24 protein-coding genes are annotated in these 25,376 nt (G+C 71.1%); 19 read left to right on the forward strand and 5 right to left on the reverse strand.

Features of this window, described 5'->3' with window-relative positions; translation table 11 throughout:
* Window positions 1–255 precede the first annotated feature (255 nt).
* Window positions 256–933 carry a hypothetical protein gene (locus ACWD0J_RS20225; RefSeq protein WP_451497178.1) on the forward strand — a complete coding sequence of 226 codons (678 nt, stop codon included), beginning with the start codon at window positions 256–258 and terminating at the stop codon, window positions 931–933.
* Between the two features lie 194 nt (window positions 934–1,127).
* On the opposite strand, the gene ACWD0J_RS20230 is transcribed toward ACWD0J_RS20225, so the two are convergent.
* Window positions 1,128–1,595, reverse strand: a complete 468-nt coding sequence (locus tag ACWD0J_RS20230) for a DUF5990 family protein (RefSeq protein WP_451497179.1) — start codon at window positions 1,593–1,595, stop codon at window positions 1,128–1,130.
* A gap of 143 nt (window positions 1,596–1,738) precedes the next feature.
* Here ACWD0J_RS20230 and ACWD0J_RS20235 point away from each other — a divergent pair, with 143 nt between their 5' ends.
* The 5 genes from ACWD0J_RS20235 (at window position 1,739) to ACWD0J_RS20255 (ending at window position 7,187) form a co-directional block, all read left to right on the forward strand.
* On the forward strand, window positions 1,739–2,464 hold the full coding sequence (locus ACWD0J_RS20235; RefSeq protein ID WP_451497180.1) for an RNA polymerase sigma factor: 726 nt from the start codon (window positions 1,739–1,741) through the stop codon (window positions 2,462–2,464).
* The gene (locus ACWD0J_RS20240) at window positions 2,461–3,525 is read left to right on the forward strand and encodes a CU044_5270 family protein (protein WP_451497181.1); all 1,065 of its coding nucleotides are present in this window, start codon (window positions 2,461–2,463) and stop codon (window positions 3,523–3,525) included. The genes ACWD0J_RS20235 and ACWD0J_RS20240 overlap by 4 nt, the downstream gene beginning before the upstream one ends.
* A gap of 242 nt (window positions 3,526–3,767) precedes the next feature.
* Window positions 3,768–5,126: an ice-binding family protein gene (locus ACWD0J_RS20245; RefSeq protein ID WP_451497182.1), complete on the forward strand. Its 1,359-nt coding sequence runs from the start codon at window positions 3,768–3,770 to the stop codon at window positions 5,124–5,126.
* A 347-nt stretch (window positions 5,127–5,473) separates the two neighbouring features.
* Complete coding sequence (locus ACWD0J_RS20250; protein ID WP_451497183.1) at window positions 5,474–6,067, forward strand: DUF5819 family protein; 594 nt, start codon at window positions 5,474–5,476, stop codon at window positions 6,065–6,067.
* Window positions 6,057–7,187 carry an HTTM domain-containing protein gene (locus ACWD0J_RS20255; protein ID WP_451497184.1) on the forward strand — a complete coding sequence of 377 codons (1,131 nt, stop codon included), beginning with the start codon at window positions 6,057–6,059 and terminating at the stop codon, window positions 7,185–7,187. Before ACWD0J_RS20250 ends, ACWD0J_RS20255 begins: the two co-directional genes overlap by 11 nt.
* 175 nt (window positions 7,188–7,362) lie before the next feature.
* Here the strand turns inward: ACWD0J_RS20255 and ACWD0J_RS20260 are convergent, their stop codons facing one another.
* The 3 genes from ACWD0J_RS20260 to ACWD0J_RS20270 form a co-directional block, all read right to left on the reverse strand.
* The gene (locus ACWD0J_RS20260; RefSeq protein WP_451497185.1) at window positions 7,363–8,718 is read right to left on the reverse strand and encodes an aminotransferase-like domain-containing protein; all 1,356 of its coding nucleotides are present in this window, start codon (window positions 8,716–8,718) and stop codon (window positions 7,363–7,365) included.
* Between the two features lie 4 nt (window positions 8,719–8,722).
* Window positions 8,723–9,682 (reverse strand): alpha/beta hydrolase, encoded by a 960-nt coding sequence (locus ACWD0J_RS20265; protein ID WP_451497186.1) that lies wholly within the window; start codon window positions 9,680–9,682, stop codon window positions 8,723–8,725.
* A gap of 136 nt (window positions 9,683–9,818) precedes the next feature.
* A complete protein-coding gene (locus tag ACWD0J_RS20270; protein WP_451497187.1) occupies window positions 9,819–10,463 on the reverse strand; it encodes a TetR/AcrR family transcriptional regulator in 645 nt (214 codons plus the stop codon).
* A 480-nt stretch (window positions 10,464–10,943) separates the two neighbouring features.
* Between ACWD0J_RS20270 and ACWD0J_RS20275 the strand changes: the two genes are divergently transcribed.
* The 5 genes from ACWD0J_RS20275 to ACWD0J_RS20295 all read left to right on the forward strand — a co-directional run bounded on the left by ACWD0J_RS20275 (window position 10,944) and on the right by ACWD0J_RS20295 (window position 17,897).
* Entirely contained in the window at window positions 10,944–12,209 is a 1,266-nt protein-coding gene (locus tag ACWD0J_RS20275; protein WP_451497188.1) for a cytochrome P450 family protein, read from the forward strand.
* Window positions 12,210–12,261: 52 nt separating this feature from the next.
* Window positions 12,262–13,776 carry a GMC family oxidoreductase gene (locus ACWD0J_RS20280; RefSeq protein ID WP_451497189.1) on the forward strand — a complete coding sequence of 505 codons (1,515 nt, stop codon included), beginning with the start codon at window positions 12,262–12,264 and terminating at the stop codon, window positions 13,774–13,776.
* A gap of 197 nt (window positions 13,777–13,973) precedes the next feature.
* The gene (locus tag ACWD0J_RS20285; protein ID WP_451497190.1) at window positions 13,974–15,110 is read left to right on the forward strand and encodes an alpha-hydroxy acid oxidase; all 1,137 of its coding nucleotides are present in this window, start codon (window positions 13,974–13,976) and stop codon (window positions 15,108–15,110) included.
* A gap of 160 nt (window positions 15,111–15,270) precedes the next feature.
* Window positions 15,271–16,719, forward strand: a complete 1,449-nt coding sequence (locus ACWD0J_RS20290) for a class I adenylate-forming enzyme family protein (RefSeq protein WP_451497191.1) — start codon at window positions 15,271–15,273, stop codon at window positions 16,717–16,719.
* Entirely contained in the window at window positions 16,716–17,897 is a 1,182-nt protein-coding gene (locus tag ACWD0J_RS20295) for a bifunctional NADH-specific enoyl-ACP reductase/trans-2-enoyl-CoA reductase (RefSeq protein ID WP_451497192.1), read from the forward strand. Before ACWD0J_RS20290 ends, ACWD0J_RS20295 begins: the two co-directional genes overlap by 4 nt.
* Here ACWD0J_RS20295 and ACWD0J_RS20300 read toward each other — a convergent pair.
* Window positions 17,887–18,537 carry a 4'-phosphopantetheinyl transferase family protein gene (locus ACWD0J_RS20300; RefSeq protein ID WP_451497193.1) on the reverse strand — a complete coding sequence of 217 codons (651 nt, stop codon included), beginning with the start codon at window positions 18,535–18,537 and terminating at the stop codon, window positions 17,887–17,889. The genes ACWD0J_RS20295 and ACWD0J_RS20300 overlap by 11 nt on opposite strands.
* Before the next feature lie 20 nt (window positions 18,538–18,557).
* Between ACWD0J_RS20300 and ACWD0J_RS20305 the strand changes: the two genes are divergently transcribed.
* Genes ACWD0J_RS20305 through hppD form a run of 8 tightly spaced genes read left to right on the forward strand, consistent with a single transcriptional unit; the run spans window position 18,558 to window position 25,376 of the window.
* Complete coding sequence (locus ACWD0J_RS20305; protein WP_451497194.1) at window positions 18,558–18,827, forward strand: acyl carrier protein; 270 nt, start codon at window positions 18,558–18,560, stop codon at window positions 18,825–18,827.
* Window positions 18,824–19,069, forward strand: coding sequence for an acyl carrier protein (locus ACWD0J_RS20310; protein ID WP_451497195.1), 246 nt, complete (start codon window positions 18,824–18,826; stop codon window positions 19,067–19,069). Before ACWD0J_RS20305 ends, ACWD0J_RS20310 begins: the two co-directional genes overlap by 4 nt.
* The gene (locus ACWD0J_RS20315; protein WP_451497196.1) at window positions 19,062–20,231 is read left to right on the forward strand and encodes a beta-ketoacyl-[acyl-carrier-protein] synthase family protein; all 1,170 of its coding nucleotides are present in this window, start codon (window positions 19,062–19,064) and stop codon (window positions 20,229–20,231) included. Before ACWD0J_RS20310 ends, ACWD0J_RS20315 begins: the two co-directional genes overlap by 8 nt.
* A complete protein-coding gene (locus tag ACWD0J_RS20320; RefSeq protein WP_451497197.1) occupies window positions 20,228–20,806 on the forward strand; it encodes a beta-ketoacyl synthase chain length factor in 579 nt (192 codons plus the stop codon). Before ACWD0J_RS20315 ends, ACWD0J_RS20320 begins: the two co-directional genes overlap by 4 nt.
* The gene (locus ACWD0J_RS20325) at window positions 20,803–22,455 is read left to right on the forward strand and encodes a class I adenylate-forming enzyme family protein (RefSeq protein ID WP_451497198.1); all 1,653 of its coding nucleotides are present in this window, start codon (window positions 20,803–20,805) and stop codon (window positions 22,453–22,455) included. The genes ACWD0J_RS20320 and ACWD0J_RS20325 overlap by 4 nt, the downstream gene beginning before the upstream one ends.
* Window positions 22,452–23,741, forward strand: a complete 1,290-nt coding sequence (locus ACWD0J_RS20330; RefSeq protein ID WP_451497199.1) for a beta-ketoacyl-[acyl-carrier-protein] synthase family protein — start codon at window positions 22,452–22,454, stop codon at window positions 23,739–23,741. The genes ACWD0J_RS20325 and ACWD0J_RS20330 overlap by 4 nt, the downstream gene beginning before the upstream one ends.
* Window positions 23,731–24,270, forward strand: coding sequence for a hypothetical protein (locus ACWD0J_RS20335; RefSeq protein WP_451497200.1), 540 nt, complete (start codon window positions 23,731–23,733; stop codon window positions 24,268–24,270). Before ACWD0J_RS20330 ends, ACWD0J_RS20335 begins: the two co-directional genes overlap by 11 nt.
* A complete protein-coding gene (gene hppD, locus ACWD0J_RS20340) occupies window positions 24,270–25,376 on the forward strand; it encodes a 4-hydroxyphenylpyruvate dioxygenase (RefSeq protein ID WP_451497209.1) in 1,107 nt (368 codons plus the stop codon). The genes ACWD0J_RS20335 and hppD overlap by 1 nt, the downstream gene beginning before the upstream one ends.

Below are 25,376 nucleotides of genomic sequence, written 5' to 3' on the forward strand. Positions count from 1 at the left end.
GCCCGGGACCCCGGCCGCAGCCTCGCACCTGACAGGCCGGGCCTTCCCCTGTCCTGTGCCTCCCCGGCCGCTCGGCCTCGGGCTCGGGGGCGGGCCTCGGACGCGCTCGGGGACGGCACCGACGTACGGAATACGGAACGGAATACGGAACACGAAAGGGAAGGGGAGAGCCATGGGCGCCCTGATCACCGGACCGATCGCCGCCGCTGCCGGCTCCGGCGTGTACCGGGTTCACGTCCCGTCGGCCGGTGCGCTGTGACGGCCCCCCGGTGGGAGCCGCCGCGGAACGGGGAACGCCCACCGTCCGCCGCCGACGCGCTGCGGCTGCGCCGGCTGAACCGCTGGCAGGCCGAGACCCTGCGGGAGGACCTGGCGGATCTGTACGTGGAGTCCTCCCTGGCACGGGCCGGCGAGGAGTACCGCGGCAGGGAGGCGTTCCTGCGACGGCTCACCGACGACATCCGACGTCCCGGCTTCGCCCTGCTGATCGCGGAGAACACGTCCTTCGCCGGGTGCGCCTACGGATTCCCGGTACGACGCGACGGCACATGGTGGCGGGGCTTCGACGGCACCCTTCCGCAGAGCGTCGAGCAACTCACCGCGTCCGGACACGTCTTCGCCGTCACCGAGATCCTGGTCCACCCCCACACCGGTGACCAGGGCCTGGCCCGCCGGCTCCAGGAGCAACTGCTCGCCGACCACCACGCCTCGCTCGGCGTGACGATGGTGGCCCGGACCGACACGGCGGTCTTCGACGCGTTCCTGTCGTGGGGCTGGCAGGACATCGGGTCGATCCGCCGTCCCCAGGACCCCGCGGCCCTCCGCCCCTCGCCCAGCGCGCCGCTACGGGCCCTGGTCCTCCCCCTCGGCCCCCGCACACCCTCCCACCCCGACGGCCTCGCCCACGAGAACCGCACGCAACGCCCTGAGTGACGGGGCTGAGTGCCCGGGGCTAGGGACCGGGCGCTGGGGACTGGGGCACATGGCCTGAGGCACATGGTCTGAGGCACATGGCCTGAGGCCGAAGAACGGCGAAGGTTCGCACCGCTCTCCGAAGCGGTTGGCGCGCAGGCCCACAGGCGCGCCGGCGGCCGCAGCCGTGCGGGAGCGTGCCGTTCCCTGTGTGCCTAGGCGGCGGATTCGGCGGTCCAGGCGACGTGCGGGGGCGTGATCCGCGCGCACAGGGGTCCGCCGTGCGCGTCGGTCAGTCCGAAGCGCGCGACCAGCAGGCCTTCGCGTACGGCGGCGGCGAGCACGTCGGCGGGGACGGCGTCCAGCATGAGCTTGGCGCGGCGGAACATCGTGAACAGGCCCGCCTCGTCGACCGTGCCCCACGACAGGTAGACGAACCGGTGCCCCAGCCGGTGCTGCACATAGGGGCCGGTCACCTCGATGCCGGCCGCCGAGGCGACCGCCGCGCACTCCAGGGTCCAGGTCGCGGACGCGGCGTCACCGCGCTGCGGGTCGAGAAGCTCGGCCGGACGGTCGCGGCGTTGCACGGCGACATGGATGTTGTCGTACGCGGGGGCGGCCCCGTCGGCGGTGGCCGGGCGGGTCAGCCCGGGCAGGTCGAAGGCCTCGATACGGATACGCATGCCCGCCATCATCCGCTGCCGGCAGCGCTCCCCTGCCTCCTGCCTCCTGCCGCCCCCTCCTCCCTCGTGCCGTGGCGAACGCTTGCGCCTTCGGCCGACAAGTAGAGGGTGTGACCGTGCCGCTCGGTCACGGAAGGGGTCTCATGACACAGGAATCGGAACGACCACCGGTGCCGGACGGCGAGGTACCGGGCGAGCACAACGCGTCGGACCAGGGCGACACGGCGGACGACGGCGCTCTGTTGGCCCGCTCGGCGCGCGACCCGGCGGCGTTCGAAGCGCTGGTCGGCCGCCACGCGATGGCCCTCCACGGATATCTGGTGCGCCGGGCGCCCGCCGCGGCCGACGACCTGCTCTCCGAGGTCTGGCTACAGGCCTACGCGAGCCGCCGGACCTTCGACAGCGCCCGCGGCACCGTACGCACCTGGTTGTTCGGCGTGGCCAGGAACGTCCTGGCCGGGCACTGGCGGCACGCCGTACGGGAGCAGCCCGATCCGGAGCCGGAACGGTCCGGGCGAGGCCCGGCCGGGACCGACCCGTGGCACGCGGTCGACCAGCGGCTCGACGCCGCCGCGCTCGCCCCGCTGGTACGCCGCACCCTGGCCGGGCTCCCGCCGGTGGAGCGTGAGCTGATGCTGCTCGTCGCCTGGGAGCAGCTCACCCCGACCGAGGCCGCCGCGGTGCTCGGCATCCCCCCGGGCACGGCACGTTCCCGACTGCACCGGGCGCGCAACCGCCTGCGCGAGGCACTCGATCCGGGCCTTCCACAGAACACCCGCACGGCCCCGCCGCCCTCCCCTTCCTCTCCCTCCCCTCCCTCCCCTCCCTCCCCTTCCCGCGTACTCCGCTCGACAGGAGACCTGGCATGAACGAGAACGAGGTGCTCGACTTCCCCGGCGCGGACCGCCTGATCGCCGCCGGTCAGGTCGCCCCGCCCGGTGCCGCGGTGGTCGACGCCGCACGGGCCGCGGTCCGCCGGGCCGCCGCGGCGGAGAGCGCGGACGTGCGGGTGGACGCCGGCCGCCCCCGGCCCCGCCCCCGGCCGCGGCTGCGATTCGGCAGGACGCGCCGCAGCCGCGTCCTGCTCTCCGTCGCCGTCGCGGCCGTCGTCGCCGGCGCGGTCGCCGTTCCGACGGTCCCCTTCGGCGGCCGACCACCCGCGGCCAGTGCGGACGCGGCGTCCTTCCTGCACCAGGTCGCGGGCACCGCCGCCGAGGCCCGCGCCACCGATGCCCCGTACTGGAAAGTGCGCAAGAAGATGTACACCGGCCAGGACAGCGCGGCCACGGGCTGGGGCGCGCCGGGGCAGGTGTCCGGGGGCCCGGACACCGCGGGCACCAGCACGGTCTGGCTCAGCCGGTCGGGAATGATCAACCGGGCGTGGAACGGGCAGTACGCGCTGCACCCGGCGGGCAAGGAGCCCGACGCGCAGATGTCGTGGCAGGTCGCCGGCCTGTTCGTCACGTGGGACGACCTCCGCGAGCTGCCCACCGAACCACGCGCCCTCAAGGCGTACCTCTCCAGCGGCACTCCGGACACGCCCGAACAGGAGGCGGTCTTCAACGGCATCGTCACCCTGCTCACGGCACCGGCGAGCCCCGACCTGCGCGCGGCGCTCTACGACGTGCTCGCCGGGCTCCCGTATCTCCGCCTCGTCGGTCCCGTGCACGACAGCGCCGGACGATCCGGAGTGGCGATCGAGTACGACGGCGAGGACATCCGGAGCCGGGTCGTCATCGACCCGAGGACCGCTCTGCCGATGGAGGAGAGGCAGACCACGCTGGGCGGCCCGGGGAACGGTGACCTCGTCAGCGGCGTGACGTATCTGTCCCTGCGACCCGTCCTGAACGCCCCCGAGGCAGTCCCCTACGACGACATCCCGCCCGACCCCGACAACCCCCTCGACACACTGCGCCTGGAGAAGAAGTGAACTCAGTAGCCGAGAGAAAAGGCGCAACCGGATAACGAGTTGGCCGCTCGGCCGAATGCACCAAGGAGGCAATTCAGGAGTTTGTAATATTTTCCATGGTGCATTTGATGCGATCCGCCGAAATCATCCGGATGGTTCGTAGGTAAATGGAGGCCTCTGCGTAATATGCCGCCGTCAGGTAAACGGCGATTCCGCGGTGTGAGGACCGCTCTTCGCGTATCCCACAAGGAGTTGGCATCCAGATGACCTTGAATCTTCCCGATGCGCCTCAAAGACGCGCCATCTCGGTCTGGATCGCGGCGGTACTCGCCGTCGTGGTCGCCGCAGTCGTCGTCGTGGTGACGCCGAACCGCGCGAGTGCTGTCGCGATCCCCGTACCGCTGGGAACGGCGAGCAGTTTCGCCGTGCTGGCAGGTTCCACGGTCACCAACACCGGTCCCTCCGTCATCGACGGAGATGTCGGGGTCAGCCCCGGCACCGCCATCACCGGTTTCCCGCCCGGCATCGTGAACGGGACACAGCACGCCGCCGACGCTGTGGCCACCCAGGCGAAGGCGGACCTGGTGACCGCTTACAACCAGGCCGCCGGACAGCCGCCGGGCGTCACGTACGTCGGAGATCCGGTGGAGCTCGGCGGCCAGACGCTGACGCCCGACGTCTACCGGGTACCGGTCAGCGCGGGTATCACCGGCACGCTCACCCTCGACGCCCAGGGCGACCCGAACGCCGTCTGGGTCTTCCAGGTCGGTTCGACCCTGACGACGGCGTCCGCCAGTCAGGTGTCCCTCATCAACGGCGCCTCGCCGTGCAACGTGTACTGGCAGATCGGAAGCTCGGCGACGCTCGGCACCGACTCCGACTTCGTGGGCACCATCATGGCCAGCGAATCGATCACCGTCACCACGGGCGCGGACATCGACGGCCGGGCGCTGGCCCAGAACGGCGCGGTGACGCTGGACACCAACGACATCGACCTCGGCACGTGTGAGACCGGCAGCACCGGTGGAACCACCGGTGGCGTCCTGGGCGGCGTGCTCGGCGGTGCCGTGACGGGCGGGACCACCGCCGGCACCACGGGCGGCGGAGCCGTGGGCGGTGTGCTCGGCGGTGTGCTCGGCGGCCCGACGACCGGTGGCACCACGGGCGGTGCCCCGGGCGGCGCCCTCGGCGGTGTGCTGGGCGGTGTACTGGGCGGTGTCGTGACCGGTGGCGCGACCGGCGGAAGCACGGGGGCCACCAGCGGTGGCGCTCCGGGCGGTGCAGTCGCGGGCACCACGGGCGGCGGCCACGGCGGCGCGACCGGCGGCAACGGCCACGGCGGCGCGACCGGCGGCAACGGCCACGGCGGCGCGACCGGTGGCAACGGCCACGATGGCGGGGGACACAAGCCCGGAAAGCCCGGAAAGCCGGGTAAGCCGGGACACCATGACGGCTACGGAAAGCCCGACGACCAGCCGGGGCACAACGACCAGCCGGAGCACAACGACAAGCCCGGGAAGTCCGGCCAGCAGCCGGGGCACGACGACAATCCCGGCGAGCACGACGGCCACAGCGCCGGCCACAGCGACGGCCACAGCGCCGGTCACGACAACCTCCGCTGACAGGCTGCGCGGCACCACAGTCATGACGGCGTGGGACGTGAGTCCCCGGATCCGGATGTCGCGGACACGTCCTGGCTGATACATGGAATGCGCCTCTCCGGAACACGGCTGCACAGCCCCCGGAGAGACGGGCGGCGCGCGGCGGATCGTTGTCACGGTCCACCGCGCGCCGCTGTGGGAAAGGAGTCGGTATGAGAGGCCGGGTGGGGGCCGTGCTGAGCGGCATTGCGACACCAGAAATGCGGAAGCCGGAAAACGATACTGATCCTGCGGGCCAAAGCGATGACGGGAGGAATTCCCCTCCCCACGGAACTCCGGGCCGGTCACCTGTTCCTCTGAGAGCCGGCGTGACAGTCACCGTCCTCCTGTTTCTGGTGACGGCCCTGGCCCATGTGCTGATGGTCTTTCTGCACGTGGCACCAGCGAACCCGGTATCCCAGCAGTACGCCCGCCAGGTGAATGCCTGGATCTTTCCCCTCTTCGAGCAGAACTGGCGGCTGTTCGCCCCGGATCCGGAGACGGTGAACCGCCAGATCTCGGCGCGGACCATGCACACCGCACCGGACGGCACGGTGCGGGTGAGCGACTGGTTCGACCTCACCGCCGTCGACAACGCCGCCGTGACGCACAACGCCTTCCCGAGCCACACGACGCAGAACATGCTGCGCAGGGCATGGAGTTCCTACCTGGAACTGCACGGCGCAGACGACCGCTCCCGCACCGAGCGGGCTCTGATGATGCGGCAGTACCTGCGGAACATCGCCGCGGACCGCGTGGCCGCCCACCGCGGTGGCGCTTTCGAGTCCCTTCAGCTCCGTGTGATCACCGTGCCCGTCGCCCCGCCGCGTGCTGCGGGCGCCGCGAGCCCGGCCGGGAACGCGCAGAAGCCCACCGACACGCGGTATCTGCCCTGGTGGAAGGTGACCCCCCATGGAAACTGAGCAGGCGTCCGCTGCCACTCCGCGTCCCGCCGGGAACGTGGAACCACCTCCACCGCGCCGCGTATCCGACCGCGTCGTCGGCGGACTGTCCGCCCTCCTCACCGGCCGGCCGGTCTCCCTGTACGCCGCGGCGGTTCTGCGCATCGGGTACGGGCTGCTCTACCTCGTCTTCCTGCTGCGCGAGTTTCCGCACCGCGATCAGATCTGGGGTCCCGGTTCACCGTGGACGCCGGCGCTGGCCGAACAGCTCTACGACCAGACCGGGTGGGTCAGCATCCTGGCCCTGTCCGACAGCAGGGCCTACTTCGAGGCCTGCTACGCGGCAGCGCTCATCACAGCCGCCCTGTTCCTGTTGGGCTGGCGGACCAGGGCGGTGTCGGTGCTGTTCGCGGTGGTGGTGGCCTCCTTCCACGCCCGGGCGATCTTCATGACCGACGGAGGAGACAACCTCATCCTCCTCATGGCCGTCTACCTCGTCTTCACCGCGTGCGGTCGCCGCTGGTCGCTCGACGCGCGCAGGGCCCGGCTGCGAGTCCCCGTGGACACAGCGGGAGCCGGCCCGACGGGCGGCCGCGCGGCCGGCATCGGCCACCAGCTCGGCGCCGCGCGCCGCACGCTGACGACGGCGCTGCACAACTGCGCCATGCTCGTCATCGCGGTCCAGGTCTGCTTCCTCTACGGTTCCGCGGGTCTCTTCAAGGTGCAGGGCGGCACCTGGGGCAACGGCACCGCGCTCCACTACGTCCTGAACCTCGACCTGTTCCGGCCCTGGCCCGAACTCTCCGCCCTCGCGGACGAGCACGACCTCGCCATCGCCCTTGCCTGCTACCTCACCGTGCTCTTGCAGGTCGCCTTCCCGTTCGTCCTGTTCGGGCGCCTCAAGTACCCCGTTCTGGTCATGCTGCTGATCATGCACGGGGGGATCGCCGGACTCATGGGCCTGCCGCTCTTCTCCGGCGCGATGATCGTCGCGGACGCCGTGTTCCTTCCGGACCGCTTCTACCGGGCTTTGGGACAGTCACTTTGCCGCGCAGGCCGGCGGACGGGCCTCGGACGGGCGGGGATCCCGCGCGGCACACGATCCGCTCTCGTCCCCCCACAGCCCGGACCGACCGGCTGAGCCGGCCGCTGATGCCGGACATCAGCGGCCGGGCGTCCCTCCCGGTCCCTCCCCGCCTTCGAACCTGTGGGCGCCCGGTCGAGCCACTCCAGCATGGTCCCGGGGTGGGGCGTGGCGCGGTACAGCGTCTCGCACGCCCCGCGGCCAAGCCATCGCGCGCTGGTCCGGGGGACCGTCAGGATCCCTGGCTGGACCGGTCTGCCGGCGGCCGGCCGGCCGCCGCGCCGAGCAGGAAGGCCACCAGCCGGGTGACGCCCTCGCGGATCCGCTCCGGGTCCAGGGCGCTGCAGGACAGCCGGAGCTGCCGGGTCCCGCCTGTGCCGAGGTGGAAGTAGCTCATGGGGGTCCAGAGCACCTGATAGTCCTGCGCGGAGCGTTCCAGCGCGCTGTCGTCCGCGGTGAAGGGGACGGTCATGACGAGGAAGAAGCCCCCGTCCGGCACGTTCCAGTCGATGCCGAGTCCGCCGCGGCGGTGCACCGGGAGCTGCCGGTCCAGCTCGTCCAGCAGGGTCTGGAGGTTCTCGCGGTAGTGGGTGATGTTGCCCTTGTTCGCGTCGCGCAGGCGGCAGTCGTGCTGGAGGAGCATGCCGCCGATCACTGCCTGGGTGAGTGCGGGGGTGTTGACCGTCGTCATGCTCTTGATCTTCGAAAGCTCGTCGGCGAGCAGGGTGCGCCGGCCGTCGCTTCCTTCGACCTCCTGGTCGGCCAGGACGTAGCCGACCCGGGCGCCGGGGAAGACGGTCTTGGCGAACGACCCGAAGTAGACGACGCGCCGGCCGCGGTCGAGCGACTTGAGGGTCGGCCGTGGCTCTCCGTCACGGATGAAGAAGCCGTACGGATTGTCCTCAAGGACCAGCACGTCCTCCTGGAGCGCGATCTCCAGGAGCTCTTCCCGCGCGTCCACCGTCATGCTGAGGCCCGAGGGATTGGCGAAGTCCGGGACCACGTAGAGGGCGCGCGGGCGCCTGCCCGCCGCGCGCAGCGCACGGGCCGCCGCGCCGACCGCTTCCGCGGTGATGCCGTCGGGGCCCTCGGGAACCGGGGCCACCTCGATACCGAGCAACCGGGCGATGCCGGTCACCCCGACGTAGCACGGCGAACTCACGAGGAGGACGTCCTCGGGCGAGGCGAACAGCGCGCGCAGCACGAGCAGCATGGCCTCCTGGCAGCCGACCGTGACGACGACCGCCTCGGGGTCCACGCGGATGGCTTCGTCGTTCTCGACGGTCCGCGCGATCAGCTCATGGATGAAGCCCTTTGTCCGGCCGTACTGGAAGAGAGTGGTGCGCACCTGCTCGCTGGTCATGCCCAGGTCATCTCGGAGATGGGCGGTGAAGGTGGCGAGGTGGTCGGTGATGGACTCCGGCTCGAAGTCCCCTTCGTACGGCCTGCCGGGTGCGAAGGAGATCGCGGTGGGGTAGCGGCTGGTCACCTCGTTGAGGAAGTTCATCGCTTCCAGCAGGGGGTCGCTCAGTGAGGCGTGGAGCGCGTCGCGGGCGAGGACAACGGCCGGCGGGGTCCGCCGATTCATCGCGTCATCCCTCATCGAAGATCGTGCGCAGGTACGCGGCCGCCTGGGCGAGGGCCTGCCTGCTGGCGTCCAGGGTGCCGCTCATGGTGAAGAATCCGTGGATCATGCCCGGGTAGCGGGACAGCCGCACCGGGACGCCGGCTTCCTCCAGCCGGGCCGCGTACTGCTCACCCTGGTCACGCAGCGGGTCGAACTCGGCCGTGACGACCAGGGCGGGCGGCAGCCCGGCGAGGCTCTCGGCACGCAGGGGAGAGGCGAGCGGGTTCGTGCCGTCCTGGGGCGAGGCGAGATAGTTCCGCCAGTACCAGTCCACCGACTTCTCGTTGAAGAAGACCGGGTCGGTGTTCTCGCGCATGGACGGTGTGTCGGAGCCGTAGTCGGTGTTCGGATACACGAGGAGCTGGCCGGAAGGCGCCGGGCCGCCCCGGTCCCGCAGCAGCAGGGTGACCGCCGCCGCGAGGTTGCCGCCCGCGCTGTCGCCGCCGACGGCCAGCCGGGAGGAGTCGGCGCCGAGTTGCGTTCCGTGCTCGGCGACCCAGCGCACGGCCGCATGGCAATCCTCCACGGCTGTGGGGAACTTGTGCTCGGGCGCGAGCCGGTAGCCGACGGACACGGTGACGCAGGGGACGGCGTTGGTGAGGGTGCGGCAGACACCGTCCGAGGTGTCCAGGCTCCCCAGGGTCCAGCCGCCGCCGAAGAAGTAGACCAGGACGGGAAAGGGCCCCGGGCCTTCCGGCCGGTAGACGCGCAGCTCGATCTCGCTGTCGCCATCGGTCTCGGTCTCGGGGAAGCCCGGGATACGGAGCTCGTGGACGCGGGCCACCGGCTCGGGCTGGCCGCCCGCGGCCCTGATGGCGTCCAGGTCGGCCTTGCGGGCCTCGTCGACCGACTGGGCGTACAGAGGACGTGCGTCTTCGCCCATCATTCGGGTGCGCAGGGCCTGCACCTGCGGGTCAAGAGGCATGCGGGTCTCCTTGTGGCGTCACGACGACCCGGCCGCACAGGATGTCTCCTGCGATGTGCGTCCGGCGACTCCGCGGTGAGCCCCCTCACCCGCCAACTGCCGCCTGACTATAAGGAGCGCTTCCGCGTCCTGTCCATCAACGCCAGTCGGGCAGTCCGGCCGGGTCGGTGGCCTCGGCCCGGAGCAGGCGCAGGATGGCCACGCCGGCGCGGCGGTAGATCCCCTCGTCCTCGTGCAGCAGCGAGATGGCGTTGGCAGACTCCAGGAACGCCGATATCTCGAAGGCGAGTTGGGCGGAGTCGGTGTCCGCGCGGATGCTCCCGACCGCGCGTGCGGACTCGATGGTCGAGGTGACGATGCGCAGCCACCCCCGCCCGGCGCCGGCGAGTTCCTCGCGGACCCGGCCGGGCCGCGCGTCGAACTCGGCGGACACTCCGTAGAAGAAACAGCCGCCCCTGAAGACACGGTTCTCGGAGTACCGCAGCCAGTTCTCGCACAGCCCCCACACCTGGCCGACCCCGGGCGGCAGCTTCATCGCCGGCGTGATGACGTGCTCGGCGTAGATCTCCTGCGCGGCGTGGATCGTCGCGAGCTGCAGTTCCTCCTTGGACCCGAAAAGAGCGAAGACGCCGCTCTTGCTCAGACTCAGATCGGTGGCGATCCTGCCCAGCGACAGACCCTCGAGCCCCTCGACGGAGGCGATGTCCACCGCGCGGGCCAGGATGATCCGTCGGGTGGCGTTACCTCGACGAACGCGCCCGTCGGTGGATTGGTCAGTCACGGTTCACCGTTGCTTCATCGGACGCTTACGAGCACTCGGCCCGTCGAGCGTGGCGTCAGGGGCGGGACGTTCGGATCTGTCAGCACTCGCGGCCTGCTGCTGCCGACCTATGAGTATGTGCCCCGCCTTGTCAAGGGCGGCTTCAGAATACCCTCGCGAGTTCGTCGCCAGCGCGTCGCCGATCACCGGGGGCCGTACGGTCGGCGTCGGCTCGGCAGGAGGTGAACCGGTAAATCATAAACAGCACGACCGTTCGTGCAGTACATTCGGGCTGCCGGGGGAGTCGGCGTACACCACCGCCTTCGTGCTCGGCGCGGTCGGCTCTGGCCTGGTCATCGTGCTGGCCGCCGTCGGGCTGCCGCACGTGAGCCAGCCGCTCGGTCGCAGGTACGTACAGAGCCGGCCCCAGGTCGACGCACAGTCCCGCTGAACCACCGGAACCACCGGAACCACCGGAACCTAAAGCAAAGGAAGACCGACATGAGTGCGACCGCCATACCCGGTGACGGAGACCTCTTCGAGTTCAACATCGACGTCATGCAGGACCCGCATCCGGTGTACGCGCGGATGCGGGAGGAGCAACCCGTCCAGCAGGCGCTGCTGCCCACCGGCATGAAGGTCTGGATCGTCACCCGGCATGCCGACGTCCGTGAGGTGATGAGCAATCCCCTCCTGAGCAAGGACGTGCACGAGGCCAGGCGGCTGCTGGACACCCACGCGCCGAACCCCGCCTCCAAGCAGGCCTTCGGCAGGATGCTGGGCGAGCACATGCTCAACACCGACCCGCCGGACCACACCAGGCTGCGCAAGCTGATCGCCGGGGCCTTCACGAACCGGCAGGTGGAGAAGTTGCGGCCCGGGATCGTGAAGACCGCGGACGACCTGCTCGACCGGCTCGCCGGGCGGGACGAGTTCGAGCTCATCAACGACTACGCCTTCCCGCTCCCGCTCGCCGTGATCTGCGAGCTGCTCGGAGTCCCGGAGGCCGACCGCGCCGACTTCCAGCGCTGGTCGTACTCCTTGGTGACGGACAGCGCGACGATCGGCCTGGCGTCCGACGAGGGCGCGAGCCAGTCCACCGATGACGCCGCCTCTCTGACGAACTACCTGTTGTGGCTGCTGGGTCAGAAGCGGACCGAGCCGGCCGACGACATGCTCACCATGCTGGTACAGGCCAAGGACGAGAAGGGCATGCTCTCCGAGTCGGAGCTGGTCTCGATGGCCTTCCTCACTCTTGTGGCGGGGCACGAGACGACCGTCAACCTGATCGGCAACGGGATGCTCGCGCTGCTGCGCAACCCGGACCAACTCGCCGCGCTGCGGGCCGACCCCAAGCTGTACCCGGGCGCGGTCGAGGAGTTCCTGCGCTACGACGGGCCCGGCAACACCGCGATGATGCGGCACAGCACCGAGCCGGTGGAGGTGGGCGGCACGCTGATACCCGCCGGGGAGTTCGTGCTGGCCGTCCTCACCTCGGCGAACCGGGACGGCGCGCGGTTCACCGACCCCGACCGGCTGGACGTGACACGTCCCGTGGGCGGGCATGTCGGCTTCGGGCACGGCATCCACTACTGCGTCGGGGCGCCGCTGGCCCGGCTCGAGGGCGAGATCGCCTTCGAGCGGCTACTGACCCGCTTCCCCGACCTCGCCCCGGCCGGCGATCTGAACGAGCTGCGGTGGAGGTTCAGCACCCTGATCCGGGGGCTCGATGTCCTCCCCCTGCGGCCTCACCGCCCCCAGGCATGACTGTTCGCGCAACCCGTGGCCGGCCGGTTCGACGCAGGACGAAGGAGTCGCAGTGGAGTTCGATGTCATCGTGGTGGGTGCGGGATCGGCGGGCAGCGTAGTGGCCGCCCGGCTCAGTGAGAACCCCGACCGGAAGGTGGCCCTGATCGAGGCGGGTCCCGACCACCTGGCCGACGGGACCTGGCCGACGGACGTGCTCGACGCGTCCGCCATGCCGCAGGGCGACGACTGGGGCTACGAGAGCGAGCCCGGCGGGAACGGCGCGCCGGTCAAGACGCCCCGCGGGCGGCTCGTCGGTGGTTCCTCCGCCATCAATTACTGCATGGCGTTCCGCAGCCGCCCCGCGGACCACGAGGCCTGGTCCGCGCTCGGCCTGCCCGGCTGGTCCTGGGAGGACGTGCTGCCGTTCTACCGGAAACTGGAGAACACCCCGGAAGGGGACGACCAGGTGCACGGCAGGACGGGCCCGGTGGCGGTACGCCGGCACGAGCACGCCGACCTGTCGCTGTCGCAGGCCGCCTTCCTGGAGGCATGCCGGGCCGCCGGCCACGAGCTCGTCCCCGACCTCAACGACCCGGCCGCCGTGGGGGCGGGCATCTCGCCGCTCAACCAGAAGGACGGCCGCCGGCAGAACGCCGCGCTCGCCTACCTGGAAGAGCCGGCCGGGCGGCCGAACCTCACGGTGCGCGCCGGCGAGGAGGTCGACGTGGTCCTCATGGAGGCCGGGCGGGTCACCGGTGTCCGGCTCGCGACGGGCGAGACCGTCAGCGGCCGCCAGGTCGTGCTGAGCGCGGGCGCCTACAACAGCCCGGCCGTTCTGATGCGTTCGGGCCTCGGGCCTGCGGACCACCTGCGGGAGGTCGGCATCGAGGTGCTCGCCGATCTGCCGGGGGTCGGCACCGGGCTGACCGAACACCCCGCCTCCTACACGCTGTTCGCCGCCAAGGCGCACGACACCAGCAACCTCACGTCGCTCACCACCACGCTCACGCTCAAGAGCGATCCCGGCCTCGCCGACGTCGACCTGCACATCCAGGCCAGGTCCGCGCTGCCCACCCGTAGCACGGAGGAACATCCCACCGGGCTGGACTTCATGATGTCGGTCGGCCTGGTGCACCCCCACTCGCGCGGGTCGGTGCGCCTGCGCTCCGCGAAACCCGGGGACGCACCGCTGATCGACCTCGGTCTGCTCGACGACCCGCGCGACGTCCGGGCCCTGGCCCAGGGCGTACGGGCCGCCCGGCACATCGCCGCCCAGCAGCCGCTCAGCGATCTGCTGGAGACGGAGCTGCGGCCGGGCCCGGCCGTCGCGGCCGACGATGCCGCGGCGATCGAGGCCGCGGTGCGCACGTCGCCCGCCGTGTACCACCATCCGCTCGGAACCTGCCGGATGGGACCTGCGGGCGTCACGTCGTCCGTGGTGGACCATCGCTGTCAAGTCCTGGGCATTCAGGGCCTCTTGATTATCGACGCATCCGTGATGCCAGTCACAGTGCGAGCCACCACGAACCTCCCGGTGATGATGCTCGCCGAACGGGCCGTAGCCCTGAATTGGCCATCTGATTAGGGCATTCGCCGCCGGGGCGCCCAGTGCGTCCCGGGTGGAGCGAAAAGCACCGAATCATTTGTATACACGAACGGTCGTTCGGAGTGTGTAGGATAATCTCAAGTTGCCGCGAGAGCCCCCTTGCAGAGCGCCACCAGTCCGGATTGTTCACACCGACAAGGTGAAGGGAAGCATGCGCACCGCGTGTGCATGAAGCCATGACAGCACTGACAGTCGGGGAGTACGAAGCGCTCGCACGCGGAAACATCGCTGCCAACGTGTGGGGCTTCCTGCAAGGCGGCAGCGGGTCCGAGTCGACGCTCCGCGCGAACCGGGACGCGCTCGACCGGATCAGACTGCGGCCGCGGTTCCTCGTCGACGTTTCCAGCTGTGACGTCACCACGGCACTGCTGGGCTCCCCGCTCGCGATGCCGGTCGGCATCGCCCCGACCGCCTATCACCGACTGGTGCACACCGACGGCGAGGTCGCCACCGCGCGTGCCGCCGGCGAGGCGGGTGCGCTCATGATCGTGAGCATGTTCGCCAGCCGCACCCTGGAGGACATCGCGGCCGCTGCGACAGGGCCGCTGTGGCTCCAGCTGTACTGGCTGCGCCGCCGTGAGATCCTCGTCGAGCTCGCTCTACGGGCACGGGACTGCGGATACCGGGCGCTCGTCCTGACCGTCGACGCCCCGCGCGTGGGCAGGCGACTGAGGGACGTACGCAGTGGTTTCAGCCTTCCGCCGCACGTCAGAGCGGTCAATGTCGATCCGTCGGTGATGGCCTCAAGCCATCGGCCGGGCATGGACGTCTCCGCCGTCGAAGCGCACTCCCGAGAGCAGTTCGACCCCTCGATCACCTGGGCCGACCTGGCGTGGCTGCGGGAACGCAGCCCGCTGCCGATCATCCTCAAGGGCATTCTCACCGCGGAGGACGCCCGCCTCGCGGTCGAGCACGGCATGGAAGCGGTGATCGTCTCCAACCACGGCGGGCGCCAGCTCGACGGCGCCATCGCCAGTATCGACGCCCTGCCCGAGGTCGCCCAGGCGGTGGGCGGCCACGTCCCGGTACTGGTCGACGGAGCCGTCCGCCGCGGCACCGACATACTCAAGGCTCTCGCGCGGGGAGCGGACGCCGTCCTCATCGGACGGCCCGCGCTGTGGGGGCTCGCGTACTCCGGAGCCGACGGCGTGGCGGCCGTGCTCCAGTTGCTGCGACAGGAACTCGACGACGCCATGGCCCTGTCCGGCTGCCGCGACCTCTCCCGCGTCGGAGGAGCCTTGGTGACCGGCGGCAGGGGACCCGGGGCGTTCACGCCAACGCCGGATGAACATCCCCACACGTCTGCCGGATGAGTGAACGAGAAGCTCTCGCCTCTCCCTACTCTCCATCTGCACTGCCCCGTACCCGAGCGTCCGCTGAATACGGTCGACGGCAAGAAGAAAAGAGCAACAAGAAGGAAGCATCAGCCGGTCCCAGCACACGCTGCGAGGCTGAACAACGGGGGGAAACAAAGTGAATCCGCGACATATCGAGGCTGGGCCGGACACCGATTTATGGGTGGACCGCTTCCTGCTCGACGGACCCGCGCACGAAGCCTGCCTGCGCCTCGGCCGGCCGGTGGACCGGGGCACTCTCCGCGACCTGGTCACCGTCCGGGAGCAGGAGCTGACGGCCGCGGGACTACGGTCCGGCGACTCCCTCGCCCTCCGGCTCCCACCGTCACTGGCCTACGTGACCACGCTGCTCTCGGCCTGGCGGATCGGCGCGCAGGTCGCCATCCTGGACTACCGGTTCACCGAGTACGAAGCCGGTGAGGCCGTCGAACGGCTCGCATCCCGGTTCGTCGTCGAGCCGGCTTCCCCGGTCAAGGGCGCGCTGCGTGGTTTCTTCGACGTCGAGGCACTGATACGCCCGCGTCCCGAGGGCCGTCCGGCACCCACCGGACACGCCCTCATCCAGCTGAGTTCCGGCTCGACCGGCCCCTCGAAGATGATCGGGCGCACCGCCGCCGACCTGACGGCGGAGATCGAGCGGTACACCCTCATCGAAGGGTTCCCGCGCCACGGTGAGCGGGTGGTCGTGCTCGCCTCGCCCCTGCACGTCCTCGGCCTGGTCGGCGGCCTGCTCCACAGCCTGCGCATCGGTGCCGAAGTGGTGATTCCCGCCCGGCTGACGATCGACTCCATCTTCAGCGCCATCGCGGACGGCGGCGCACCGACGACCGTGCTGGGCGTGCCGTCCCAGGCCGAGATCCTGTCCAACGTCGCCCAGCCGCCCCCACTCCCGCAACTGGTCAGGATGGTGACCGGCGGCGAGCCCGTACACCCCGAGGTCCGCGAGAAGTTCACCACCCGTTTCGGCGCCCAGCTGGGCGCCATGTACGGCATGACCGAGTGCGGTGTCATCGCGACCGACGTGTCGGGCGAGAACCTGCCCATGGTCACCCCGGCGCCGGGCGTCGGCGTCCGGGTCGTGGACGGCGAGATCCAGCTGTCGCTTCCCGCCTCACCCTATGTCGGCCTGGTGGACCCGGAGCGCTGGTCGGACGGCTGGCTGCGCACCAAGGACGCGGGGGAGCACGACCCCGGCACCGGGCGGCTGCGGGTCCTGGGACGGCTGGACGCTCAGGTGTCCGTCGGGGGCCTGAAGGTCGACCTGGCCGAGGTCGAGGCCCTGCTGGCCGGACTGCCCGGCGTCGCCGACGCGGTGGTCCTGTTCGACCGCGGCATCGAGGCGTACGTCTCGCTGGCCGAGCCGGCCGCGGACACCGGGGCCGCCGACCGGCTCACCACACAGCTGACCGACCGCCTGGCCGCGTACAAACGTCCGCGCGGCGTGCACGTGGTGCCCGCCCTCGCCCGCACCGCGACCGGCAAACTGGTCAGGGACCCGGGTCGGCTGCGCGCCCAGGCCCGCGCCGCCGCCTCGGAACACACAGCGCCCAACGGGGTCGGGGCGTGATCATCCGTCAGGTCACCCACGGCCCGCTGGTCGTCTTCGCGCACCCCGAAGGCGTACGCGCACGGACGCGGCAATGGGCCGCGACCGCCCAAGAGCTGGGCCACGCCCCGGTGCCACCCCGGGCCCTGGTGATCGGTTCCTCCACCGGCCTCGGCCTCGCGGCCCGGGTCATCGCCACCACCTCGGGCAGCGCCACGATCGGTGTCTGCCACTCCCGTCCCGGCAGCGAGCAACGCCCCGGCTCCGCCGGGTGGTACGCCACGGCCGAGACGCACGCGCTGGCCGAGCGCTCCGGTACGGTCTGCCGCACCGTGCTCGCCGACGCCTTCACCCACGAGGCCAAGCGGGCCGCCGTGCGGACCGTCAAAGAGACGCTCGGCCAGGTCGACCTGGTCGTCCACAGCATCGCCGCCAAGCGGCGTACCCACCCGGACACCGGCGCCGTCCTGCGCGCCGTGATCAAGACGGTCGGCGTGAGCCACTCCGACAAGACGCTCGACCTGGTGACCGGGGAGGTCCGCCGGGCCGAACTGGAACCCGCCTCGCCCGAGGAGATCGCCGCCACCGTCGGCGTCATGGGCGGCGAGGACTGGGAACTGTGGTGGCGCGCCCTGGACGAAGGCGGCGTACTGGCCCCGGCCGCCGGGTCCCTGGCGTTCTCCTACGAGGGCGGCGACCGGCTGCGGCCCGCCTACCGCGGCGGAACGCTGGGGGCGGCCAAGGATCACCTCGAGGCGACGGCACGGAGGTTGGACACCCCGCTCAGGCCGGTACGGGTGGTCGTCACCTCCGCCCACGTCACCCAGTCCAGCTCCGTCATCCCGATCACTGCGCTGTACTGGACGCTGCTCTCGCGTGTCCTGGGCGACCAGGGCAGGATGGAGGGCCCGGTCGAACAGCTGCACCGTCTGTTCACCGACGTCCTTCCCGAGGACACGGTCGACGCGGACGGCCGACTGAGGCTGGACGACCGCGAGCTCGATCCTGAGGTGCAGGACGAGATCCGGCAACGCTGGGAACGCGTCACCACCGGCAACCTCGCACAGCTGGGCGACGCCGGCGCCTACCGGCGGGAACTGCTGCGGTGTGCGGGATTCGGCGTGGACGGCGTGGACACCGAGGCACACGTCGACCCGGTCGTCCCGATCGGCGGGACCGGCTCGGTGGTCACCTCATGAGGCCGGCCAGGTCCCGCATGTCCACCACGGTGCCCGCCGCGCGGGCTCCCCGGACGGCGACGGCCAGGGAAACACCGGGCGCGGCGGCCGGCACGGCGACCGACAGTTCCGGGGTACCGGGCAGGGCGACCAGCCGGCGCCCGTCGCCGGCGGGCTCCTCCCAGCTGCCGCAGGGCAGGACGGCGCGGCGGGTGCCACCGTCGCGCAGCCCGATGCCCAGCGCCTTCCCCACAGCCTCCTTCTGCGTCCAGAGCCACAGGAAGGCCGCGGAGCGCTCGGCCTCCGGCCGCTCCGCCACCCAGATCGCCTCGGCCGCCGTGAACCAGTAGCGGGCGAGGCCGGCGGCCGGAACCGGACGCAACACCTCCACATCCACCCCGACCCACGCTGACCGCGCCATGGCAACCGCCACAACGCCACGGCCATGACTCACGCTCACGTGCAGCGCATCCGCGAACTCTCCACCCAACCGCGGCCGTCCGCCCGGCTCATGCTCCATCCGGACCCGTGCCCGAGGGACACCCAGGAGAGCGGCTGCCCCGCGCAGCGCGGCCTCGCGCGCGTGAACCCGAGAATTCCCGGCCGATTCGCCGAGGAAGACCGTCACCCCGTCCGGATCACGTTCCGGGCCCTGTTCCATGACCGGAAGGCAACCAGAGAATGAGCGACAACGTCCACACCTTCATCGTCGACGCCCTCAAGAGCATGAACTACGACGTCGCCGAGATCACCGGCGAGACCCCGCTCGGCCCGGCCGGTCTCGACCTCGAGTCGCTGGCCCTCGCCGAGCTCGCCATCCAGGTCGAGGACAGCTACGGCGTCAGGATGGACGAGGACGAGACCGAGCAGCTGGCCTTGCTGACGGTCGACCAGCTGGCCGCGGAAATAGCCAAGCGCGCGGCATCCGTCGCGGCGGCGGGTGGGAAGTGACCACCCCCCTGTTCCTGGAACGCCAGGATCTGATCGACATGCTCGCGGGCTACAGCGAGCGCACGGTGGAGTCGGACGAGGACCGCATCGACTCCCTCGAACTGGCATGGCTCCTGCACCAGATGGACGAGCGGTACGGCACCGCCCTCGACCTCGACGACGACCAACTCGCCCGGATCACCACGGTGTCCACCGCACTGGAGGTCTTCCGGGAGGTCCGGGCAGGGGCCGGCGATGCCTGAATCACTCACCGGTGCCGGACCCGGACGCCCGGGCCCGGCACCGGAGATCGTGATCACCGGGCTCTCCGCGGTGTCCGGATTCGGCCGCGGTACCGGCCCGCTGCTCGACGGGGTGTTCAGCGGGAGGACGTCGTTCGCACCGGTGACCCGGTTCGACACCGGTCGCTACCGGGTCAGCGTCGCGGCCGAACTGCCTGGTGATCCGGTCCTGTTCACCGAGCTGGAAGCGGTGGTGGCCGATGCCGCCACCGATGCGGAGCTCACGGCGGCGGAGCGCGCGTCGTCCCCGCTGCTGCTCGCCGCCCACGCCGATCCGGCCTTCGCCCGGCTGCCCGCCGACGCGCGGCTTCGGCAGAGCGCGGGCGCGACCGCGGCCGCGCTGGCCACGGCCACCAGCCTGGGCGGAGCGGTACGGGCGTACACCAGCGCGTGTGTCGCGGGCAGCACCGCGGTCGCTGACGCGGCCGCGATGATCTCCTCGGGTCAGGCCGAGCGGGTGGTCGCCGCAGGCGGCTACCTGGTGGACGAAGACCACTTCGCCCTGTTCGACGCGGGTCGCGCGCTGGCTGCGGACGAGCGGGTACGGGCGTTCAGCGCGGGCCGTAAGGGCCTGCTGCTGGGCGACGGTGTGGCCGCCGTGGTGATGGAGTCCGCCCACAGCGCACGGCGCAGGGGAGCGGAGGTACTGGCCAGGCTCACCGGCTGGGGACGCGCCGGGGACGCGTACCACGTGAGCCAGCCGCACCCGGAGGGTACCGGCCTGGCGCGCGCGATCGAGGCCGCGCTGGGCCGGGCACGGCGGCAGCCGGCCGACATCGGGTACGTCAACGCCCATGGCACCGGCACGTCCTACAGCGACGCCGCCGAGGCGGCCGCGCTCCACCGGGCGCTGGGCCCGTGGGCCGGCCAGGTGCCGGTGAGCTCGTCCAAGACGGTGCACGGGCACACGCTTGAGGCGTCCGGACTGCTCGAACTCGTGATCACCGTCCACACCGTGCGCTCCGGGCGGCTGCCGGTCAACGCCGGGTTCGAGGAGCCGGACGGCAAATGCAGGCTCAACCTGGTGCTCGAAGAACGGCGGGACACACCCGTCGCCTACGCGCTGTCCCTCAACTCGGCCTTCGGCGGCGCGAACACGGCGCTCGTGGTGGGGGCGCCATGACCACCTCCTCCCCGTACGCCGCCGCACCGGACCTCATGGTGCTCCACCACGTGGAGTTCCCCGGCCCCGGTGACACCGTGCCCACACCGGTCGCGGGCTTCATCGCCTCCTCGTTCGCCCCGCTGGTGGCCGAGGCCGCGGACCGGTGCCTGCGTCCGCTCTACGGAGACCCGCCCGTGGGCCCGTCGCACGGCGGACGCACCGCCGTCGTGATCGTGAGCGTCCGCGGGGACCAGGGCACGGCCGCTGCCGTGGCGCGGGCCGTGGACACCGGGCAGCGGGTCGCGCCGCTGCTGTTCTTCCAGTCGGTGCCCAACGCGATCGCGGGCAAGGTGGCGGCGCGCTGGGGCCTGACCGGCCCTGTGGTGTGCACGAGCCCCGTGTCGGACCCGCTGACCGACGGGCGCGCGCTGGCCTCACTCATCGTCCAGGACGGTGACGCGGACGACGTGCTGCTGATCCTCGTCGAGCAGGACGACGCCCACGGCGGTCTCGACCGGGCGTCCGCTCTCGTTCTCGGACGACCCGACCGGCGCCCCGCCGGGACCTTCGTCGACACAGGAGAAACCTCATGAACGTCAAGAAGATCCGCGCCGAACTGGCGGCCGACCCGGACCTGGGCACCGGCAACGTGCTCACCACGCTCGTCGCACGCGGCGAGGACCTCGACACTCCCACCGTCACCTTCGACACGGACGTCGACGGCCACCCCGCCTGGGAGCCTCTGACGCTCCGCCAGCTCGACGAACGCGTGGCGGCCCGCGCGGCCTGGCTCAGCGCGCGCGGTATCGGCCGGCGGGACCCGGTCGCGGTCTGGGTCGGCAACGCGGCCGACCAGATCCTCAGCTTCCTCGCCCTGACCCGGCTCGGCGCCATCCCCGCACTGCTCAACGGCCGTCTCGCCGCGGAGACCGCCGCCGCCTACACCACCCGGCTGCGCGCGGTCGGCCTGCTGACCGACGCCGAGCGCCGCAAGGCCCTGGAGGGGCACGACCCGGGAACCGTCCTGCTGGACGACATCGCCGGAGCCGGCAGCGGCGATCCGGCGGACGCCCCGGAACCGTACCGCTTCCACCAGGACGACCCGGTCGTGATCACCCATTCCTCCGGCACCACCGGGCTGCCCAAGGCCGTGATCCATTCGCACCGGAGCCTGTTCGCAGCCAACAAGCACCGCCTCACACTGCCCCGGGCACAGGGCATGCAGCGCATGCTCGGCGCACTGCCCGCCGCACACGCGGCGACGCTGATCGCCTTCAACCTCGCGCTGTGCAACCGGGCCGAAGTGTGCCTGGTCTCCCAGCAGTCGGGTACCGCGCTGCTGGACGCCATCGAGCGCTGGCGCCCGCACAGTGTCTTCGGATTCGCCGCCTTCTGGTCGGAGCTCGCCTCCGAGGACCTCACCACCCGCGATCTCGGCTCGGTGCGGCTGTGGTGGAACACCGGGGACTGCGCGCACGAGGCGCACATCCGCAAGCTCGTCGCGGTCGGCAACTACGACGTCGCCACGCGCGAAGGAGTGCGCAGCCGTCCGGGGTCCATGTTCATCGACGGCCTCGGCTCCACCGAGATGGGCCACTCCCAGTTCTTCATCACCCACACCCCGGACACGAACCGGTACGGCCGGTGCATCGGCAAGCCGCACTCGTTCTCCGAGATCGGGGTGCTGGACGACAACGGTGACGAGGTGCCGGTCGGCGAGACCGGGCAGCTCGGCGTCAAGGCGCCCACCCTGGCGGACGGTTACTGGAACGACTCGGTGACGACCTACCGCACCCGGTCGCGCGGGTACTTCCTCACCGGGGATCTCGTGTACCGCGACGCAGAGGGCTACTACTACCACGTCGACCGGGCCGTCGACTCCGCACGGCTTCCCGGCGGCGGTCTGGTGCACACCGCCCTCTCCGAGGAGCAGGTGCTCGCCGGTGTTCCCCCGGTGCGCGAGTGCACCGTCGTGGCGGTCCGACACGAGGACGGGACGGTCGTCACGGACGTGCTGCTGACACTGCACACCGATGCCGGGCCCCGCCCCGACCCCGCCGAACTGCGCGAACGGGTGCTGGCCACACTGGACGCCGCGACCGCGGCCACCGTGCGGGACGTGGTGGTCGCCGACGAGTCGCAGCTGCCGCTCGGACCCACCGGCAAGGTGCTCAAGGTGCTGCTGCGCGAGCGCCACCGCAGCGGCACCCTGGCCGCCACGGCGCCGAAGGCACAGGCATGACCGCCGGGAACGGCCGGGAGGCTGTCATCACCGGCATCGGCCTGGTCACCTCACTGGGCCGGGATGCCCCGGAGACCTTCGAGGCACTGTGCACCGGCCGCTCCGGCCTGATCCGACCCGCCGCGGACCACGTCGTCTCGGGTTCGGTGGACGTGGCCGGCATCGCTCCGCACATCGACCCCGCCGAGGTCCTGCCGCCCTCCGAGGCCCGCTGCGTGGACCGGTACATCCTGCTCGCCCTCGCGGCGGCCGACGCGGCCCTGGCCGACGCCGGGCTGGCCGTCGGCGTGGACTCGGACCCGGCCCGTACGGCGGTGGTCGTCTCCAGCGGAGGCGCCGGCCTGGAGACGTACGAGAACCAGGCCCGTGGCCGCCACGAACGCGGACGCACCGCCATCAGCCCGTACCTGCTGCCCGGGATGCTGCCGAACATGGCGGCCGCCCGGATCGCCATCAAGCACGGCATCCGCGGCTACAGCTCGGCGATCGCGACAGCGTGCGCGGCCGGCGCGCAGTCGGTCGCGGAGGCGCTTCGGCTGATCCGAGGCGGCGAGGCCGATGTGGTGGTATGCGGCGGCAGTGACGCGCCGCTGCACCCGACCGTCGCCGACGCCTTCGCCAACGCCCGTGCGCTCGCACGCGGTTGGCAGGACCCGCAGGAAGCGAGCCGACCGTTCGACAGCCGGCGCAACGGCTTCGTGCTCGGCGAGGGCGCGGGCGTCCTGGTGATCGAGTCGGCCGAGCACGCGCGGGCCCGCGGGGTGGCCGGATACGCCAACCTGCTCGGCTGGGGCGGCACGACCGACGCCTACCGGCCCACCACGCCCCGCCCGGACGGCGAAGGGGCCGCGGCGTGCATGCGCATGGCCCTGGCGAACGCAGGGCTCGCCCCCGGGGACGTGGACTACGTCAACGCCCACGGAACCGGGACCAAGCTGGGCGACACGGCCGAAGCGAAGGCGATCCGCGCGGTGTTCGGCGACGTCACCCCCGCGGTCAGCGCCACCAAGTCGATGACCGGGCACCTGTTGGGCGGCGCGGGCGCGGTGGAAGCGGCGGTGACGGCGTGGTCCATCGCCGCCGGACTGCTGCCGCCGACCAAGAACCTCGACGAGGTGGCCCCGGGATGCGAACTGGACCATGTGCGCGACAAGCCGCGCGCGGGTCCGGTGCGCGCCGCGGTCACCAACTCCTTCGCCTTCGGCGGTCACAACATCAGCCTGGTGCTCGGCCCGGCGACCACCCGCCGCGAGCGGTTCCCGGAAGGAGTGGCCGGTGTCCGGTGAGGAGCCCGGCCCGCAGGCACTTTCCCAGGATGTGCCGACGCGCGAATTCTGGTGGCTCCACGATGCGCGTTGGTATCAAGGGGTGCTCAAACGCTTCGGCCCCGAGGCCGCCAACGAGATCAACGCGGAGGCCGTAGCATTCGTGGCCCGCCGCTTGGCCCTCTGGTACACCCGAAAAAACGGCGTGAAATTCGGCGAACTCCGGATGGATGAATTCGTCGAATGGTTCGAGGGAATTCCCGCCGCCATGTGGACCGACGCCATGATGGAAGTCCAGCAGATCCCGTGCGGTGAGGACGAGTGGGAGACCGTCGTCACCAAGAACTTCGCGCTCAAGATGCTACGGGTCGCCCGCGCCCTCGACGGCTACGCGTGCCCCTGCCTGGACATGCGGGCGGGCTGGTTCCAAGGAATGGGAATCACCGTCCGCGACAGCCTGGTGGAATGCCAGCGCACTGGCTCCGAGGTGTGCCGATTTCACGCGACGATAGTTCGACAGGTTCCCGAAATCCGACAGAAGGATGGATGATGGATATCCAAGGCATTGACCATGTGGAATTCAATGTGGGCGACGCACAGCAGGCGGCATTCTATCTCTGCACCGCTTTCGGATTCCGCGTATGCGGCCAGGCGGGGCCGGAGACCGGTCTCAAGGAGCACCGTTCGCTGCTGCTGCGCCAGGGCGGCATCCAGCTGCTGCTCACGTCGGCGCTGACCCCGCGGACCTCTGTCGCCGACCACGTCAGCCGGCACGGTGACGGCGTGGCGAACATCGCGTTCGGGACCACGGACGCCCGGAAGGCCTTCAACGAGGCCGTCCAGCGCGGAGCCGCCCCGATCACGCCGCCTGCCGAGTACACCCTGGGCGACGCCCGGGTGGTGGTCGCCGAGATCGCGGGCTTCGGCGATGTGACCCACCGTTTCGTCGAGCGGCACGGGCTTGCCGCGACGCCGGCCACCGAGGGCGGCGTGGCCCCCCAGGAGTTCATGCCCAAGACCATGGACATGTTCGCGCCGGACCCCGAGGACGCCGGAGAACTGCTGTCCCTCGTGGACCACGCCGCGATCTGCCTGCCCGCCGGCGAACTCGATCCCACCGTCCGCTTCTACGAGGAGGTCTTCGGCTTCCGCCAGATCTTCGAGGAGCACATCGAGGTGGGCGAGCAGGCGATGAACTCGAAGGTGGTGCAGAGCCCCTCGGAGCAGGTGACGTTCACCCTCATCGAGCCCGACGCCACCCGCAGGCCAGGCCAGATAGACGACTTCCTCGCCCGCCACGGCGGGGCGGGCGTACAGCATCTCGCCTTCCTCACCGACGACATCGTGACCACCGTGCACACCCTTGAGGGCCAGGGCGTGCGCTTCCTGCGCACACCGGGCAGCTACTACGACGCGCTGGAAGAGCGGTTCGGCCGCACCGACCTGGAGACCGCCGCGCTGCGTTCGTCGAACGTGCTGGTCGACCGGGACCACTGGGGCGAGGTGTTCCAGATCTTCACCCAGTCGATGCACGTGCGGCACACCTACTTCATGGAGGTCATCGACCGCCACGGCGCCCGCACCTTCGGCAGCGGCAACATCAAGGCGCTGTACGCGGCGGTGGAGCGCGAGCAGGCGACCGCCGCGCCCTCATAG

The organism is Streptomyces sp. NPDC003011 (assembly GCF_053591515.1).